General features: G+C 62.3%; 14 protein-coding genes. All 14 read right to left on the bottom strand.

The features are described from left to right. Positions 1 to 112 precede the first annotated feature (112 nt). Positions 113 to 466 carry a hypothetical protein gene (locus D6Z24_RS15510; protein ID WP_129127516.1) on the bottom strand — a complete coding sequence of 118 codons (354 nt, stop codon included), beginning with the start codon at positions 464 to 466 and terminating at the stop codon, positions 113 to 115. Further along, positions 467 to 1,075 (bottom strand): L-threonylcarbamoyladenylate synthase, encoded by a 609-nt coding sequence (locus D6Z24_RS15505; protein ID WP_129127515.1) that lies wholly within the window; start codon positions 1,073 to 1,075, stop codon positions 467 to 469. A gap of 2 nt (positions 1,076 to 1,077) precedes the next feature. Next, complete coding sequence (locus D6Z24_RS15500; protein ID WP_129127514.1) at positions 1,078 to 2,181, bottom strand: aminopeptidase; 1,104 nt, start codon at positions 2,179 to 2,181, stop codon at positions 1,078 to 1,080. A gap of 100 nt (positions 2,182 to 2,281) precedes the next feature. Next, complete coding sequence (dut, locus tag D6Z24_RS15495) at positions 2,282 to 2,722, bottom strand: dUTP diphosphatase (RefSeq protein ID WP_129127513.1); 441 nt, start codon at positions 2,720 to 2,722, stop codon at positions 2,282 to 2,284. Next, entirely contained in the window at positions 2,722 to 3,978 is a 1,257-nt protein-coding gene (locus D6Z24_RS15490) for a M16 family metallopeptidase (protein ID WP_129127512.1), read from the bottom strand. The genes dut and D6Z24_RS15490 overlap by 1 nt, the downstream gene beginning before the upstream one ends. Before the next feature lie 53 nt (positions 3,979 to 4,031). Next, the gene (gene pnp, locus D6Z24_RS15485) at positions 4,032 to 6,122 is read right to left on the bottom strand and encodes a polyribonucleotide nucleotidyltransferase (protein ID WP_129127511.1); all 2,091 of its coding nucleotides are present in this window, start codon (positions 6,120 to 6,122) and stop codon (positions 4,032 to 4,034) included. Positions 6,123 to 6,304: 182 nt separating this feature from the next. Continuing rightward, positions 6,305 to 6,571, bottom strand: a complete 267-nt coding sequence (rpsO, locus tag D6Z24_RS15480; protein WP_129127510.1) for a 30S ribosomal protein S15 — start codon at positions 6,569 to 6,571, stop codon at positions 6,305 to 6,307. A 138-nt stretch (positions 6,572 to 6,709) separates the two neighbouring features. Next, positions 6,710 to 7,594 carry a tRNA pseudouridine(55) synthase TruB gene (gene truB, locus D6Z24_RS15475; protein WP_198419576.1) on the bottom strand — a complete coding sequence of 295 codons (885 nt, stop codon included), beginning with the start codon at positions 7,592 to 7,594 and terminating at the stop codon, positions 6,710 to 6,712. 2 nt (positions 7,595 to 7,596) lie between these two features. Then, positions 7,597 to 8,565: a DHH family phosphoesterase gene (locus D6Z24_RS15470; RefSeq protein ID WP_129127508.1), complete on the bottom strand. Its 969-nt coding sequence runs from the start codon at positions 8,563 to 8,565 to the stop codon at positions 7,597 to 7,599. Next, positions 8,546 to 8,905, bottom strand: coding sequence for a ribosome-binding factor A (locus D6Z24_RS15465; RefSeq protein WP_129127507.1), 360 nt, complete (start codon positions 8,903 to 8,905; stop codon positions 8,546 to 8,548). The genes D6Z24_RS15470 and D6Z24_RS15465 overlap by 20 nt, the downstream gene beginning before the upstream one ends. A 331-nt stretch (positions 8,906 to 9,236) precedes the next feature. Continuing rightward, on the bottom strand, positions 9,237 to 12,143 hold the full coding sequence (gene infB / locus D6Z24_RS15460) for a translation initiation factor IF-2 (RefSeq protein WP_129127506.1): 2,907 nt from the start codon (positions 12,141 to 12,143) through the stop codon (positions 9,237 to 9,239). Beyond that, positions 12,144 to 12,737 carry a DUF448 domain-containing protein gene (locus tag D6Z24_RS15455; protein WP_129127505.1) on the bottom strand — a complete coding sequence of 198 codons (594 nt, stop codon included), beginning with the start codon at positions 12,735 to 12,737 and terminating at the stop codon, positions 12,144 to 12,146. It abuts the gene before it with no gap. A gap of 2 nt (positions 12,738 to 12,739) precedes the next feature. Continuing rightward, positions 12,740 to 13,894, bottom strand: coding sequence for a transcription termination factor NusA (nusA, locus tag D6Z24_RS15450; protein WP_129127504.1), 1,155 nt, complete (start codon positions 13,892 to 13,894; stop codon positions 12,740 to 12,742). A gap of 39 nt (positions 13,895 to 13,933) precedes the next feature. Further along, positions 13,934 to 14,413, bottom strand: coding sequence for a ribosome maturation factor RimP (gene rimP / locus D6Z24_RS15445; protein ID WP_129127503.1), 480 nt, complete (start codon positions 14,411 to 14,413; stop codon positions 13,934 to 13,936). Between the last annotated feature and the right edge of the window lie 100 nt (positions 14,414 to 14,513).

Below are 14,513 nucleotides of genomic sequence, written 5' to 3'. Positions count from 1 at the left end.
CACCCTCCCTTTTAATTATTTTTATCGGTTGCAATATATCATGAACGGGAAAGAAAAACAGGCTAAGAAAAGCCTTTCTCAGCCGGGATGCGCACCTGTATCGGGGTTTGCTCTATATGGTTATGCTTTCGCCACGCTGGAGGGGGGGAGGCGCGGGTGTGGTGATCCAGGTGTAGGTGAGGACGAAGAAGAGGACGACCAGCGAGAAAAGGAGCATGAAGCTTGGGAGCAGACGGGCACGGGACTCCGCCGCGCTCCCTTGCACGAGCCCGAGGGCGGCGACCAGGACGCCGAAGCCGCCCAGCATCCCCGCCATGAAGAAACCGAAGAAGGTAAGACGCGCCTCGCCGGTAAGCCCCAGCATTAAGAGGGCGGCGATTTCGCCATGGAAGAAGGTGGCGGCGATCAGGGCGATGAGCCCCGCGTTGATCGCTTTTATGCCGCGACGCACGGTAGTTTTACGCATCTACTCGCACCAGCTCACGTCGCCCACCCCTTTGCGGAGCACTTCGGGGCTGTCTCCGATCAGGCTGACGACGGAGCTCACGTCGGCGGTGAGATCGCCGCCGTCCACCACCAGGTCGAGCTGTTTTCCCAGCTCGTGCTCGACTTCCCACGGGTTGCCGATCGGCTCCTCGCCGGAGAGGTTGGCGCTCGTGGTGACGATGGGGGCGCCCAACTCCCTCACGATGGCCAGGCAGATCGCGTTGTCCGGCATGCGGATGCCGACCGTCCTCTGCTTGGTCTGCACGAGATCGGGAACCACCGAGTTCGCCTCGAGGACGAAGGTGTATGCGCCGGGGAGCAGACGACGCAGCTGCTTGAAGGCGTAGTTCGAGACGCGCGCGTAACGGGAGATCTCGGCCATGTCGGAACAAATGAAGGAAAAGGGTTTCTTCTTGTCGCGCTGCTTGATCTGGTAGATCCGCTCGATCCCCTTCTTGCTGAAGATGCTGCAGCCGATGCCGTAGGTGGTGTCGGTCGGATAGGCGACTACGCCGCCGTTTTTCAGGATCTCGACGACCTTGGCGATGAGTCGTGGCTGGGGGTTGTCAGGGTTGATCTCGAGCAGCATGGCTATTCCTCGGGATTCAGTCCCAGAAGCGGCTCGTGCACGAAACGGCCCTCCTTCTGGATCAGGATGTCGTCGAACCAAAGCTCACCGTCGCCGGCAAGGATCTTCACCATGTCCCAGTGCACCGCGGAGCGGTTGCCGTTGTCGCACTCGTCGTAGGCCTGGCCGGGGGTGAAGTGGATCGAGCCGAAGATCTTCTCGTCGAAGAGGATGTTGCGCATCGGCACGCGGATGTTCGGGTTGACGCCGATGGCGAACTCGCCCACGTAGCGCGCCCCCTCGTCGGTGTCGAGGATGCGGTTCAGCTCCGCGTCCATGCCGGGAGCGGTCGCTCTTACGATGCGCCCCTTTTCGAACTCGAGGCGGACGTTGTTGAACTCCTTCCCCTGGTAGACGGTCGGGCAGTTGTAGGTGATGTAACCCTCCACCGAATCGCGCACCGGCGCGGTGAACACCTCGCCGTCCGGGATGTTCAGCCGCCCGTCGCACTTGATCCCGGGAAGCCCCTTGATGCTGAAGGTGAGATCGGTGTCCGAGGCCTTGATGCGCACCCGGTCGGCGGCATCGACGCATGCTTTGAGCGCGTCCTGCTTCCTCGACTCCTCCTCCCAGTCCATGCAGCAGGCGGCGAAGAGGTAATCCTCGTACTCCTCGAGGCTCATGCGCGCTTCCTGGGCCGCGCCGTGCGTCGGGTAGCGCGTCACCACCCAGCGGGTCCCCTTGACGCGCTGGTCGATGATCGGGCGCACCACCTTGGACCAGGCGATCATGCTGGCCTGGTTCGCCTTGGCGTTCACCATGGAGTTGTCGGCGGCGGAAAGACCGAAGTAGACGTCGACCTGTTTCATGAAGTCGAGCTTGTGCTGCGGGAAGAATGAGAGCTGGTCGGCGTTGGCTATGTTGTAGAAGTGGCGCCCGATCTCGGGGACGCTGAACTCGTACTCGACGTACTTGGCCCCTTTCTCGAGGCAGAGGGCGTAGAGCTCCTTCACGAGCGGCGCGCCTTCGAGGCCTGCGCAGGAAATGAGCACCACGTCGCCCGGCTGGACGCGGGCCGAATAGTTGACCAGCACTTCGGCGAATTGTCTGACGCGAGGATCTTTCATAAGCGTGCCCCCGTAGGTAGTTCAAGAATGGGTGACGCGGCCGACCGGCAGAAGAGGCCGGCAAGCGGGTTAACTTCCGTAAGGACGAATGGCGATGGATCTACCTTCCCGTATGCCCGAACCCGCCGGCGCCGCGGGCGGTATCGCCCAGTTCGTCCACCTCGATGAACTCGGCGCGCTCGCAGCGGGCGAAGACCATCTGCGCGATGCGCTCGCCGTGCTTGATGGCGAAAGGCTCGTTGCCGTGGTTGATCACGATGACCCCGATCTCGCCGCGGTAGTCCGCGTCGATGGTGCCCGGCGAGTTCACCAGCGCGATGCCGTGCCTGAGCGCCAGGCCGCTTCTGGGTCTCACCTGCGCCTCGATGCCGGGCGGGATCTCGATGGCTATGCCCGTCGGGACCAGGGCACGCTCGCCCGGGTGCAGCACGAAATCCTCATCGAGCGCGGCATGCAGATCGACACCCGCCGCCTGCTCGGTCATGTAAGAGGGTAGCGAGGTCGACCGCAGGCGTTTTATCCGGATGGGTATGGTTTTCATCAGACGTTGATATCGGAGTCGGTAAAGGAGGGAGAACCGACCCGGCCCAGCATGACCAGGGTCAGCGCGGAGTTGTCCAGAATCTCTTGGGCGAGTTCCTGGATGCTCTCGGAGGTGACGCGGTCGAACCCTTCCATGATTTCTGACAGAGGCAGCGGCGTGCCGAAGTAGATCTCGTTTTTCGCCAGGCGCGACATGCGGTTGTCGCTCGATTCAAGCGACAGGAGCAGGTTGCCCTTCAACTGCTCGCGCGCCCCCTCGAGCTGCTCCATGGGGACCGGCTCGCGTTTGAAGCGGCCGATCTCACGCAGCATGATCTCGAGAAGCTCCTTCGCGTTTTCCGGGCTCGCACCGGCGTAAACGACGAGCGAACCGGCATCGGCGTGGGAGGCGATGTAAGAGTAGACGGAGTAGGCAAGCCCGCTCTTCTCGCGCACCTCCTGGAAGAGGCGCGAGCTCATGGAGCCCCCCAGGATGGCGTTCATGATGAAGGCATCGTAGCGCTGCGGGTGGCTTTGCTGCACCCCCTTGAGGCCGAGGCAGACGTGGATCTGCTCCAGGTCCTTCTCGACCAGCTCGATACGACGCTCGTACACCGGGGGTACCGACTCGCTCCTGCCGTGCCCCGGCTCGACGCCGTTTAAAAATTCCTCTAAAAGCACGGTGAGCTTGTCGTGATTGACGTTGCCGGCCGCGGTGACGATGATGTCGTCGGCACGGTACATCTTGTCCTTGTAGGCGATGATGGCGTCGCGGGAAAGCCCGGTTACGCTCTCGGCATCGCCCAGGATCGACATCCCCAGCGGGTGCCCCTTCCAGAAGTGCTGGTGGAAGAGGTCGTGGATCAGGTCGTCCGGGGTGTCCTCCATCATGTTGATCTCCTGGAGCACCACGCGGCGCTCCTTCTCGATCTCTTCGTCGTCGAAGACGGAATGGAGGAAGATGTCGGTCAAAAGATCAACGGCACGCGGGAGGAACTTGTCCAGCACCTTGGCGTAGTAGCAGACGTACTCGCGGCTGGTGAAGGCGTTCAGCACGCCGCCAACCGAGTCGATCTCGCGGGCGATGTCCAATGAGGAGCGGCGTTCGGTGCCTTTAAAGAGGAGATGCTCGATGAAGTGGGCGACGCCGTTCGACTCCCGCCGTTCGTGGCGGGAGCCGTTGGCGACCCAGATTCCTATGGAGACGGAGTTTGCGTACGGGATACGCTCGGTAATGACGCGTATCCCGTTATTTAGGGTGGTCTTTTTAATCATGGCTAGAACTATACCGGGAAAGCCGAAAATTTCCAGCTCTCACATGAGAGATGTTATTCGGTGAAGGTCTGGCCCAGAGCCTCTTTACGGGAGAGCTTGATCTTGCCCTGTTTGTCGATGCCGATGCACTTCACCAGCACCTTGTCCCCTTCTTTGAGGATGTCGCTCACGTTCTTCACGCGCTCGGTGTCGAGTTCGGAGACGTGCACCAGACCGTCGGTTCCCGGGAAGATCTCGACGAACGCGCCGAATTCCATGATCTTCTTCACGGTGCCCATGTAGAGTTTGCCTTCCTCAGCCTCGGCGGTGAGGTTGCGGATCATCTTGATGGCGAGGTCGCAGGCTTCCTTGTTGTTGGAAGCGATGTTGATCTTGCCGGTGTCCTCGATGTCGATGGCGACGCCGGTCGCCTCGGTGACGCTCCTGATGTTCTTGCCGCCACTGCCGATGACGTCGCGGATCTTGTCGACCTTGACCCAGATGGTGGTGATGCGCGGAGCGAAGGCGGAGAGGTCGGCACGCGCGGAGGAGAGGGACTTGGCCATCTCGCCCAGGATGTGCACGCGGCCGGCTTTCGCCTGTGCCAGGGCGGCGCCCATGATCTCGCGGGTGACGCCGCCGATCTTGATGTCCATCTGCAGCGCGGTGACGCCGTCGGCGGTACCGGCCACTTTGAAGTCCATGTCGCCCAGGTGGTCTTCGTCGCCCAGGATGTCGGAGAGGATGGCGTACTCGTCGCCTTCCTTGATGAGGCCCATGGCGATACCGGCAACCGGCGCCTTGATCGGGATACCTGCGTCCATCATGGACAGGGAGCCGCCGCAGACGGTGGCCATCGAGGAGGAGCCGTTGCTCTCGGTGATGTCGGAGACGATACGGATGGTGTAGGGGAAGTCATCGTGCTTCGGAAGCACCTGCTGCAGGGCGCGCTCGGCCAGCATGCCGTGGCCGATTTCGCGGCGGCCCGGAGCGAGGCGGAAGCTGGTCTCGCCGACGGAGTACGGCGGGAAGTTGTAGTGCAGCATGAACTTCTTGCGGGAATCGCCGTAGAGCGAGTCGATGCGCTGCTCGTCGACCGAGGTGCCGAGCGTTGCGGCCACGATGGACTGGGTCTCGCCGCGGGTGAACAGGGCGGAGCCGTGTGCGCGCGGCAGGAAGCCGACCTCGGTTGCGATGTTGCGGATGGTCTTGGTGTCGCGGCCGTCGATCCTGGAGCCGTCCTTGATGATGTGCTCACGCACCAGGTTGTACTCGAGGTCCTCGATGAACGCCTTAACCTCTTTCTCGGACCCTTCGAACTCCTCGGCGAGAGCCGCCACGGTCTTCTCGGCGATGGCGTCGATGGCGTCGTGACGCTCGCCCTTGGCCTTGATGCGTACCGCTGCTTTCATCTCTTCCTTGGCGAGTGCGTCGACGCGCGCCTTGAGCGCCTCGTTGACCACCGGGGCCGGGATGTCGCGCTTGACCGGCTGCACCTTGGCAACCAGCTCTTCCTGGGCGGCGAGGATCCCCTGGACCGCTTCCTTGCCGAAGAAGATCGCCTCGAGGAGGTCGTTCTCGGAAACCTCGGAAGCGCTACCTTCCACCATCAGGATGGCGTCCTTGGAAGCGGCGATGACGATCTCCATGTCGCTCTTCTCTTCCTGCTCGGCGGTCGGGTTGGCGATGAACTGGCCGTCGACGCGAGCCACCTTGACGCCTGCGATCGGGCCGGCGAAGGGAACGTCGGAGACCATGAGGGCTGCGGAAGCGCCGATCATGGAGAGGATGCCCGGATCGTGGTCCTTGTCAGCGGAAACCACGGTAGCCATGACCTGGGTGTCGTTCAGGAACCCTTCCGGGAAGAGCGGACGGATCGGACGGTCGATGAGACGGGAGGTGAGGGTTTCGTTGTCGGAGGGACGCCCCTCGCGCTTGAAGAACGAGCCGGGGATGCGGCCCCCTGCGTAAGCCTTCTCCTGGTAGTTGACGGTGAGCGGGAAGAAGCCCTGCCCTTCCTTGGCGGATTTCATGGCGACGGCGGTCACGAGGACCATGGTGTCGCCGCTTTTGATCATGACCGCGCCGCTAGCCTGCTTCGCGATCTTTCCTGTTTCGATGGTGATTGTCTTGCCACAGCATTCTGCCTGTACGGAATGTACCATTGTTACGGCCTCCATTATTGGTGCTTCGGTTGGTGTTGGGGCCGCCGAGAAAATCGTCATGCGGACACAAGTACGCGCCGCAGGGCGGTTTTATCCACGCCCCCAACAAGAAAAAGGGCACTAAGGCCCTTACATGATGAAAGAGGAAAGGCAATATACCCGTTGAGGTATACTGCCTTTTTTTACCTTCTGATGCCGAGCTTGGCGATGATCGCCTTGTAGCGCTCTACATCCTTCTTCTTCAGGTAGTCAAGCAGACCCCTTCTCTGACCGACGATCTTCAGCAGACCGCGACGGCTGTGATGATCCTTCTTGTGAGTCTTGAAGTGCTCAGTCAGATAGGTGATACGCTCCGAAAGAATTGCAATCTGCACTTCCGGCGAACCCGTGTCGGAATCGTGCAGCTTATGAGCTGTGATGATTTCCTGCTTCTTTTCCGTTTGCAGCATGTGGTTACACCCCCTTCCCATCTTAATTGTTAGTGCTTTTATTTTGTGCTTTTATGCCTTCCCGCAGCCTCGAGGCCACGGCATAGATCAAGACCTTCAACTCTTACCACAAAAGCAGGTACGTGTAAAGAAGGAATACTAATTGAATACACGCATGAGACGCAGCCCTTTGAGCCGGTCGTGGCTGGCCACTGCCAGGAAACGCTCACCAAGATAGAGTCGCACCTGTTCGCCGTCCTGAAACGGCCCCGGCGCCTGGACGAACTCGCACTCCCGCGGCACCACGCCGTTACCGACCTTGCGCCCCCCCTCTTCGGTGAGCTGCAAGCTCCTCAGGTGATCGAGCGCCCGGTCCAGGGGCAAGAGAAGCGCCTGCTGGTCGGCCGCAGCGGCGAGCGCCTCGATGGTGATGGCGTCCGCCTCTTTGAACAGGCCGCTTTTCGTGCGCCTGAGCTCCAGCAGGTGTGCGCCGCATCCGAGCGCCTCGCCGATGTCGCAGGCAAGTGTCCTGACGTAGGTGCCGCGCGAGCAGCGCACCGTGAAGCAGGCCTCGGGGAGACGGATCCATTCGAAGGTGAGCGAGTGGATCTCCACCTCGCGCTCCTCGCGCTCCACCTCGATACCCTTTCGGGCCAGCTTGTAAAGCGGCACGCCACCCTGCTTGATGGCGGAGAACATGGGCGGGAGCTGCTTCTGGAGACCTAGAAAGCGCGGCACGACCCCTTCCAGGTCCGCGGGCGAGAGGTGCGACCACTCCCGTTGCGCGATCACCTCACCGGTGAGATCCTGGGTGTCGGTGGCGATGCCGAGCCTCAAGACCGCACGGTACTCCTTCTCGGACTCGTCGAGGAACTGGATCGCCTTGGTCCCCTCCCCCACCGCCACGGGCAGAACGCCGGTCGCGAAGGGGTCGAGGGTCCCGGTGTGCCCCACCTTCTTCTGGTTGATGGCACGGCGGACCTTCGACACGATGTCATGGGAGGTGACACCGGCCGGCTTGTCGATCACGAAAAAGCCGTTCAGCATCAGCGCATCTGCTCCAGCCGGTCAAAGACCTGCGCCTTGACCTCCGCGAGCGTGCCCCGAACCATGCATCCTGCGGCGTTGTGGTGCCCGCCGCCGCCGAAAGAGGCGGATACCGCCGAGACATCGACCTTCCCCTTGCTCCTGAAACCGACCTTGAAGAGCCCCTCCTCGACCTGGCGGAAGAAGAGCGCCACCTGCACCCCCTTGATGGAGCGGGGGTAGTTGATGAAACGGTCGGTGTCCTGGGCGGTCGCGCCGGTCTTGCCGTACATGTCGAGGGTGACGGTGACCGAGGCGTACTCGCCGGTAGGGGAGACGGTCAGATCGGAGAGGGCTAGGGCTAAAAGCGCGATCCTCTGCAGCGGCTCGCTCTCGTAGAGGTTCTCGTTCACGCTCCAGGCGTTCACCCCTTTGCCGATCATCTCGCCTGCGATGGCGAAGGACTCGGGGTCGGAGTTCGAGTAGTGGAAGCTGCCGGTATCGGAAAGGATGGCGGTGTAGATGCAGAGTGCGGTGGGATAGTCCACCTCGTCCCCCGCCGCCCTGATGATCCGGTAGATGAGGGCCGCGGTGGCGCTCGCCTTCGGGTCGATCAGGTTGCAAACGCCGAAGTTCTCGCACCCCAGGTGGTGGTCGACGTTGATGAAACGGCCGATCCTCTTGTTCTCGGTGACCGCCCTGCCGGCGCGGCGGAATTCGCCCACATCGAGCACGAAGCAGACGTCGAAGTCGCGCTCCGGCATCTCGCCGTACACCTGCTCAGCCATCGGGAGGAAGGCGCAGTTGTCCGGGACCGGATCGCAGAGATAGACGGTGACGTCCTTGCCGCGCGCGGTCAGATAGTTGGCCAGGGCCAGGGAGGAGCCGACCGCGTCCGGGTCGGGACTCTCGTGGCTCGTGATCAGAAAACTCGCCGCCTGGTCGATCTCCGCAACTATCCGCTTAATCTCAGCTGTTGTCGCCGTCATCCGTAGCCCCAATCTCCTTCAGAATCGATTCGATATGCTGGCCGTAATCTAACGAGGTGTCGTACTTGAAGGTCACCTCGGGGGTGAAACGCAACTTGAGGGCCTGGCCGATCTCTTTACGGATGTAGCCCTTGGCGGAGTTGAGGCCCGCCTCGCTGTTCTTCTTGGCCGCATCGTCGCCGTGCACTGTGAAGTAGACGGTGGCTTGTCTCAGGTCGGGAGTGACCTTGACACCGGTGATGGTCAGAAAGCCTATGCGGGGGTCCTTGAGACCCTTTATCAGGAGTTCCGAGATGATCTTGTGGATCTCTTCGGCAACCTTGTCGGAACGCTTTACCATGATCTTTCTCTCTTGTCAGTGTGGGAGGTGCCATTGCCATGGACCACACACCCGTAGGGGCAAATAAATCATTCGCCCTGCCTATCTTTACCATCTTCCGCTGCACAACATCCGCATCCCCTCTCCCTCTGGGAGAGGGCTAGGGTGAGGGCATCGGCAGCGGCAACTTCTCACTTCGAGGCAACGCCCTCACGCGCCCTCCGGGCACCCTCTCCCGGAGGGAGAGGGGGGACTAGTGTGAGACCATCGCTAACGAGAAACAATAAGGGGAGAGGGCCTTCCGCGGCCGGGATGCCGGACGCGGGACGCCGCTCTCCCCGTTTTTCTTCCTCTACAGCTTGCCGGCTACCTTCTCCATCTCGAAGCACTCGAAGATGTCGCCGACCTTGATGTCGTTGTAGTTCTCAAGCGACATACCGCACTCGTAGCCGGTGGCGACTTCTTTCACGTCGTCTTTGAAGCGGCGCAGGCTGCCGAGTTTGCCTTCGAAGACCACCACGTTGTCGCGCAAAAGGCGTACCTGTGCGTTCCTGATGATCTTGCCGTCGGTGACGTAGGAACCCGCGACCATGCCGGCCTTGGGCACCGAGAAGACCTCGCGGATCTCGGCGCGACCCAGGTACTTCTCCTTGAAGGTCGGCTCGAGGAGGCCTTCCATCGCCTTCTTGATGTCGTCCACCGCGTCGTAGATGATGTTGTACAGCCTGACGTCGACCCCTTCCTTCTCGGCGAGTGCCGCTGCCTTGACCTCCGGACGGACGTTGAAGCCGAGGATGATGGCGTTGGAGGCGCTGGCCAGGTTGACGTCGGTCTCGGTGATGGCGCCGACGGAGGCGTGCAGCACGTTGAGACGGATGGCGTCGGTGGTGAGCTTCCTGAGGGACTCGGCGACCGCCTCGACGGAGCCCTGCACGTCGCCCTTGACGATGGTGTTGAGGTCCTTGACCTCGCCCTTCTGGATCTTCTCGTAGAGCTGCTCCAGGGAGAGCTTGCTGTGCTTGGCCAGTTCGGACTCGCGCAGCTTCATCTGGCGGTGGTTTGCGATCTCCTTGGCCTGTTTCTCGTCGTTCATGGCGACGAAGATGTCGCCCGCATCAGGCACGCCGTTGAAGCCGATGACCTCGACCGGCATGGCGGGGCCTGCCGCGTTGACCTTTTCGCCGCGGTCGTTCTGCATGGCGCGCACGCGGCCGAAGTGGATGCCGGCCACGAAGTAGTCGCCCGCCTTCAGAGTACCCTCCTGAACAAGGACGGTCGCGACCGGGCCGCGCCCCTTGTCCAGCTTGGCCTCGACCACGGTGCCGCGTGCGGTCTTGTCCGGGTTGGCTTTGAGCTCGAGGACGTCGGCCTGCAGAAGAACCATCTCGAGCAGCGACTCGAGGTTGATGTGCTTCTTCGCGGATACTTCCACGAAGATGGTCTCGCCGCCCCACTCCTCGGAGACGAGGCCGAATTCCATCAGTTCCTGCTTCACCTTGCTCGGGTTCGCCTCAGGCTTGTCGATCTTGTTGATGGCGACGATGATCGGAACGCCCGCAGCCTTCGAGTGGTTGACCGCCTCGCGGGTCTGCGGCATGACGCCGTCGTCCGCAGCAACCACCAGGATGACGATGTCCGTGACCTTGGCGCCCCTTGCGCGCATCGCGGTGAACGCCTCGTGGCCCGGGGTGTCGAGGAAGGTGATCTTCTGCCCCTTCAACTCCACGTCGTAAGCGCCGATGTGCTGGGTGATGCCGCCTGCCTCGCCGGCGATTACGTTGGCCTGGCGGATGGCGTCGAGAAGCGAGGTCTTGCCGTGGTCGACGTGGCCCATGATGGTGACGACCGGCGGACGCTTCTGCATCGCTTCCGGCGCATCCGGCTCCGCCTCGAGCAGTTCGTCCACGTCGAGCGCCACGTTCTCGATCTCGTAGCCGAAATCGGTGGCGAGAAGGGTCGCGGTGTCGAAGTCGAGCGGGTGGTTGATGGTCGCCATGACGCCTAGCTTCATCAGGGCGCGGATCAGGTCGGTCGCCTTGATCCCCATGCGCTTGGCCAGCTCGCCCACGGTGATGGACTCGCTGATCTTGATGATCCTCTTGATCGCCTTCGGTACCGTGATCTCGGTCTTCTTGCCGATCTGGACCTTCTCGGTGTACTTCCCTTTCTTACCCTTGGAGCGCGGCCCGGGCTCGAAAACCCGCTCGCGTTTGTCCAGAAGGTCCTTGAAGCTCTCTTTCTTCCCCTTGCCTGCGGGGGCGCCGCCCTTCTTGCCGTTCTTGCCGTAATCGGCGGTGCCGCCTGCCGGGGCGGGTTTCCTCCCCTTGCGGCCGCGATCGTCCAGCATCGGCGGCGGCTCTACCGGGGTCAAGGGTGCCGGACGGTCGGGGCGCGCACCCATGGGGGGACGCTCGCCGGGACGACCCGCACCGGGACGCGGTGCCGGACGCTCGGTACCGGGGCGCTCCACGCCGCGCGGCATGCCGGGACGCTGCCCCGGACGCTCACCCTGCGCGGGGCGCTGGTACTCGCGGCGCTCGGCCGGACGCTGGGTCGGAATCGGGATCTCGACGCGGCCGAGGATCCTCGCGCGGGTTGCCGTCGGCTTGTCCGGTTCGGGCTCCACCGCCTTGGCGGCGGGTGCCTCGGGTGCCTTGGCGGCAACCGGTGCTTCCGCGGCTGGGGCCTTCGGGGCTTCGACCTTGGCAGGCTCTGCTTTCGGAGCCTCGGGTGCGGGGGCAGCAGGCGCCTCCGCCTTCGGGGCCTCGACGGCCGGCTTTTCCGGTGCCGCGGGCGCGGCAGGTGCGGCGGCCACCGGTTTCTCTTCCTTGACGACCGGAGCCTGGGGGGCCGGAGCCTCGGGCTTCACCGCAGCAGGCTTCGGAGCGGGAGCCGCCTCGATGATCCTCGCACGAACCGGTTCCGGACGCTTGGGCGCCTCTTCCACCGGTGCCTTCTCGGGGGGTGCCGGCTGGGGCGCCTCCTCCTTGACCGGCTCGGCCGGCTCGGCTGCCGCCTGAGCCTCAGGCTCGACCGCCTTCGCGCGACGGCGGATCAGGGTCGGCTTCACCCTTACCTCTTCCTGGGAAACTTCTTTGACTGGGGGGTGCGCGGGGGCGGATAACGCCTTGATATCCGAATCCTCAAGGACAGCCATATGGTTTTTGACCTGCACGCCTGCCTCGGCAAGTCTTGCCATAAGCTCCTTGTTTTCGATCCCCATCTGTGCCGCTAACTCATATACGCGGGTTTTGCTCATCTACTCACGCTCCTCCTCAAAGAAGTTCCTGTACTTTTCCATTTCCAATTCAATCGAGCCCACGAAGCCGCTTTCCATAACAACCAGGACGCTTCTGAGTTCCTTTCCCAGAAGTTCGCCAAGGCGCTCCTTGGTGAACAGGGAGATGCAGGGGACTTCCTTCAGCTTCGCGAGCCCCCTGAACTTCTCGCCGATATCGGGCGAGATATCGGTGGCGACGAACAAAAGCCCCGCCCCACCCTTCTTCAGCTTTTCCTGTACCTGATCCGAACCCGAAACCACCTTCCCCGCCTTGTTGGCGAGGCTTACGTAGGAGGCGATGCGCTCCTCGAGCTTGTGGATCACCTGCTTCAGGAGCCCGTCCGCGTCGGCGCCCAGCACCTCACCCTTGAAGCCGCGGGCGAACTGCTTTTTCTGGGCCGCCTGTTTCAGGCACGCCCCCTTCATGCAGGTGTACGCGCCGCGCCCGGGGAGCTTGTTCTGCAGGTCCGGCACGAGGGTGCGGTCCGGGGCCAGCACGAAGCGAAGGAGCTCGCCCTTGTCCTTCGTCTCACGGCAGGCGAGGCAACTTCTCTGTGGTGCGGCCTTCGTCATCCTTAGTCCTCTTCGACCGCCTCTACTGCGGGTTCGACACTCTCGGCTACTTCCTCAGCCTCTTCGGCGTCGGCCGCCTCGGTGCCGTCATAGGAGGCGAACTGCTGCAGCTCGGCCTCGGCCATGCGGGTCTCGCTCTTGATGTCGATCTTCCAGCCGGTCAGTTTGGCGGCAAGGCGGACGTTCTGGCCGCGTTTGCCGATGGCGAGCGAGAGCTGGTCGTCGGCCACGATGACCTCCATGGCGTACTCCTCCTCGTCGACGTACACCTTGGTGACCACGGCAGGAGCCAGTGCGTTGCATGCGAAGCGTGCGATGTCCTCGCTCCACGGGATGATGTCGATCTTCTCGCCGCGCAGCTCGGAGACCACGTTCTGGACGCGGGAGCCGCGCATGCCGACGCAGGCGCCGACCGGATCGACGTCGCCATCGTGGGAGTAGACGGCGATCTTCGCGCGCCCCCCCGGCTCACGCACGACGCTCTTGATTTCGACGATCCCCTCGGCGATCTCCGGAACCTCGGCCTCGAACAGCTTGGCGAGCATCTGGGGATGGGTGCGGGAGAGCATGATCTGCGGCCCTTTGGTGGTCATGCGGATCTCGGTGATGAGTGCCTTAACGCGGTCGCCCTGACGGTACACCTCGCGCGGAGCCTGCTCCTTGTGCGGGAGAAGCGCCTCGGCGCGGCCGAGATCGACGATCAGGTCGCCCTTCTCGAAACGGCGCACGACGCCGTTCACGATCTCGCCCTGGCGCTCCTGGAACTCGTTGAAGATGGTCTCGCGCTCAGCCTCACGCACGCGCTGAATGATCACCTGCTTGGCGGTCTGCGCGGCGATCCTCGAAAAGCCGGAGGCGTCCATCTTCATGCCGATGGAGTCGCCGATCTCGACGTCCGGATCCTCCTCGCGGGCCTCGTCGAGCTCGATCTCGCGGTAGGAATCCTGCACCTCTTCCACGACGGTCACGAACTCGAACAGCTCAACCTCGCCGATCTCGGGGTTGTAGTGCGCCTCCAGATCACGGGTATTGCGAAATTTCTTGTTGGCGGCGGTCAGCACTGCCTGTTCCAGCGCCTCTACCACAATACTTTTATCGATACCCTTCTCTTTTACGATCTGGTCGATCGTGTGCTTGAGGTTAAAGCTCGTTTCCACGTGACTGTCTCCTTCTGCTGATAATTACAAATAGAAATTTTAGAATTCGAATTCGAGGTTGGCCTTGGCCACCTTGTCCAGCGGGACGGACGCATGCTGACCCTCGGTGAGGTCGATGCTGATCACCCCGTCCGCAACACCAAGGAGCTTCCCGGTGAAGGTCTTGCGCTTGTTCCCCGCATCGTCGGCGAGCATCTCGAAGGTCTTCACCTTAACCAGGTGCCCCGCGAAACGCTCGTAGTCGGCGAGCTTCTTGAGCGGACGGCAGATCCCCGGCGAGGAGACCTCCAGGTCGTAGCGCTCCGGCATGAAGTCCTCGACGTCCAGGATGTCGGAGAGCTGGCGGCTCACGTCGGCGCAGTCGTCCAGGGTGATCCCGCCTTCCTTCTCGAGGAAGATCCTGAGCACCATGTCGCGCCCCTCGCGCTTGTACTCGAGGTCGACCAGATCGATCCCGAGCGGCGCGCCGATCTCTGCAACGATTTCAGTGACTCTTTCTGCTACATCAACCTTGGCCATCTCTAGGTTTTCCCATAAAAAAAAGCGAGCCGGAGGAGCTCACTTTTGAGTGAACGTTAACATGTACGCCATTAATTACCATGGAAGCCTTCTTTATGCA

This window comes from Geomonas oryzae (assembly GCF_004117875.1).
GTDB lineage: Bacteria > Desulfobacterota > Desulfuromonadia > Geobacterales > Geobacteraceae > Geomonas > Geomonas oryzae.
The sequence above is the reverse complement of the archived record's forward strand: the minus strand, read 5'-3'. Positions and strand labels throughout refer to the sequence as shown.

Excerpts from the sequence above, each read along its gene's own strand:
- rimP (WP_129127503.1), bottom strand. The coding sequence starts at position 14,413 with ATGGCCAAGGTTGATGTAGCAGAAAGAGTCACTGAAATCGTTGCAGAG.
- infB (WP_129127506.1), bottom strand. The coding sequence starts at position 12,143 with ATGAGCAAAACCCGCGTATATGAGTTAGCGGCACAGATGGGGATCGAA.
- pnp (WP_129127511.1), bottom strand. The coding sequence starts at position 6,122 with ATGGTACATTCCGTACAGGCAGAATGCTGTGGCAAGACAATCACCATC.
- dut (WP_129127513.1), bottom strand. The coding sequence starts at position 2,722 with ATGAAAACCATACCCATCCGGATAAAACGCCTGCGGTCGACCTCGCTA.
- D6Z24_RS15490 (WP_129127512.1), bottom strand. The coding sequence starts at position 3,978 with ATGATTAAAAAGACCACCCTAAATAACGGGATACGCGTCATTACCGAG.
- D6Z24_RS15500 (WP_129127514.1), bottom strand. The coding sequence starts at position 2,181 with ATGAAAGATCCTCGCGTCAGACAATTCGCCGAAGTGCTGGTCAACTAT.
- D6Z24_RS15470 (WP_129127508.1), bottom strand. The coding sequence starts at position 8,565 with ATGACGGCGACAACAGCTGAGATTAAGCGGATAGTTGCGGAGATCGAC.
- D6Z24_RS15465 (WP_129127507.1), bottom strand. The coding sequence starts at position 8,905 with ATGGTAAAGCGTTCCGACAAGGTTGCCGAAGAGATCCACAAGATCATC.
- D6Z24_RS15455 (WP_129127505.1), bottom strand. The coding sequence starts at position 12,737 with ATGACGAAGGCCGCACCACAGAGAAGTTGCCTCGCCTGCCGTGAGACG.
- D6Z24_RS15510 (WP_129127516.1), bottom strand. The coding sequence starts at position 466 with ATGCGTAAAACTACCGTGCGTCGCGGCATAAAAGCGATCAACGCGGGG.
- D6Z24_RS15505 (WP_129127515.1), bottom strand. The coding sequence starts at position 1,075 with ATGCTGCTCGAGATCAACCCTGACAACCCCCAGCCACGACTCATCGCC.
- rpsO (WP_129127510.1), bottom strand. The coding sequence starts at position 6,571 with ATGCTGCAAACGGAAAAGAAGCAGGAAATCATCACAGCTCATAAGCTG.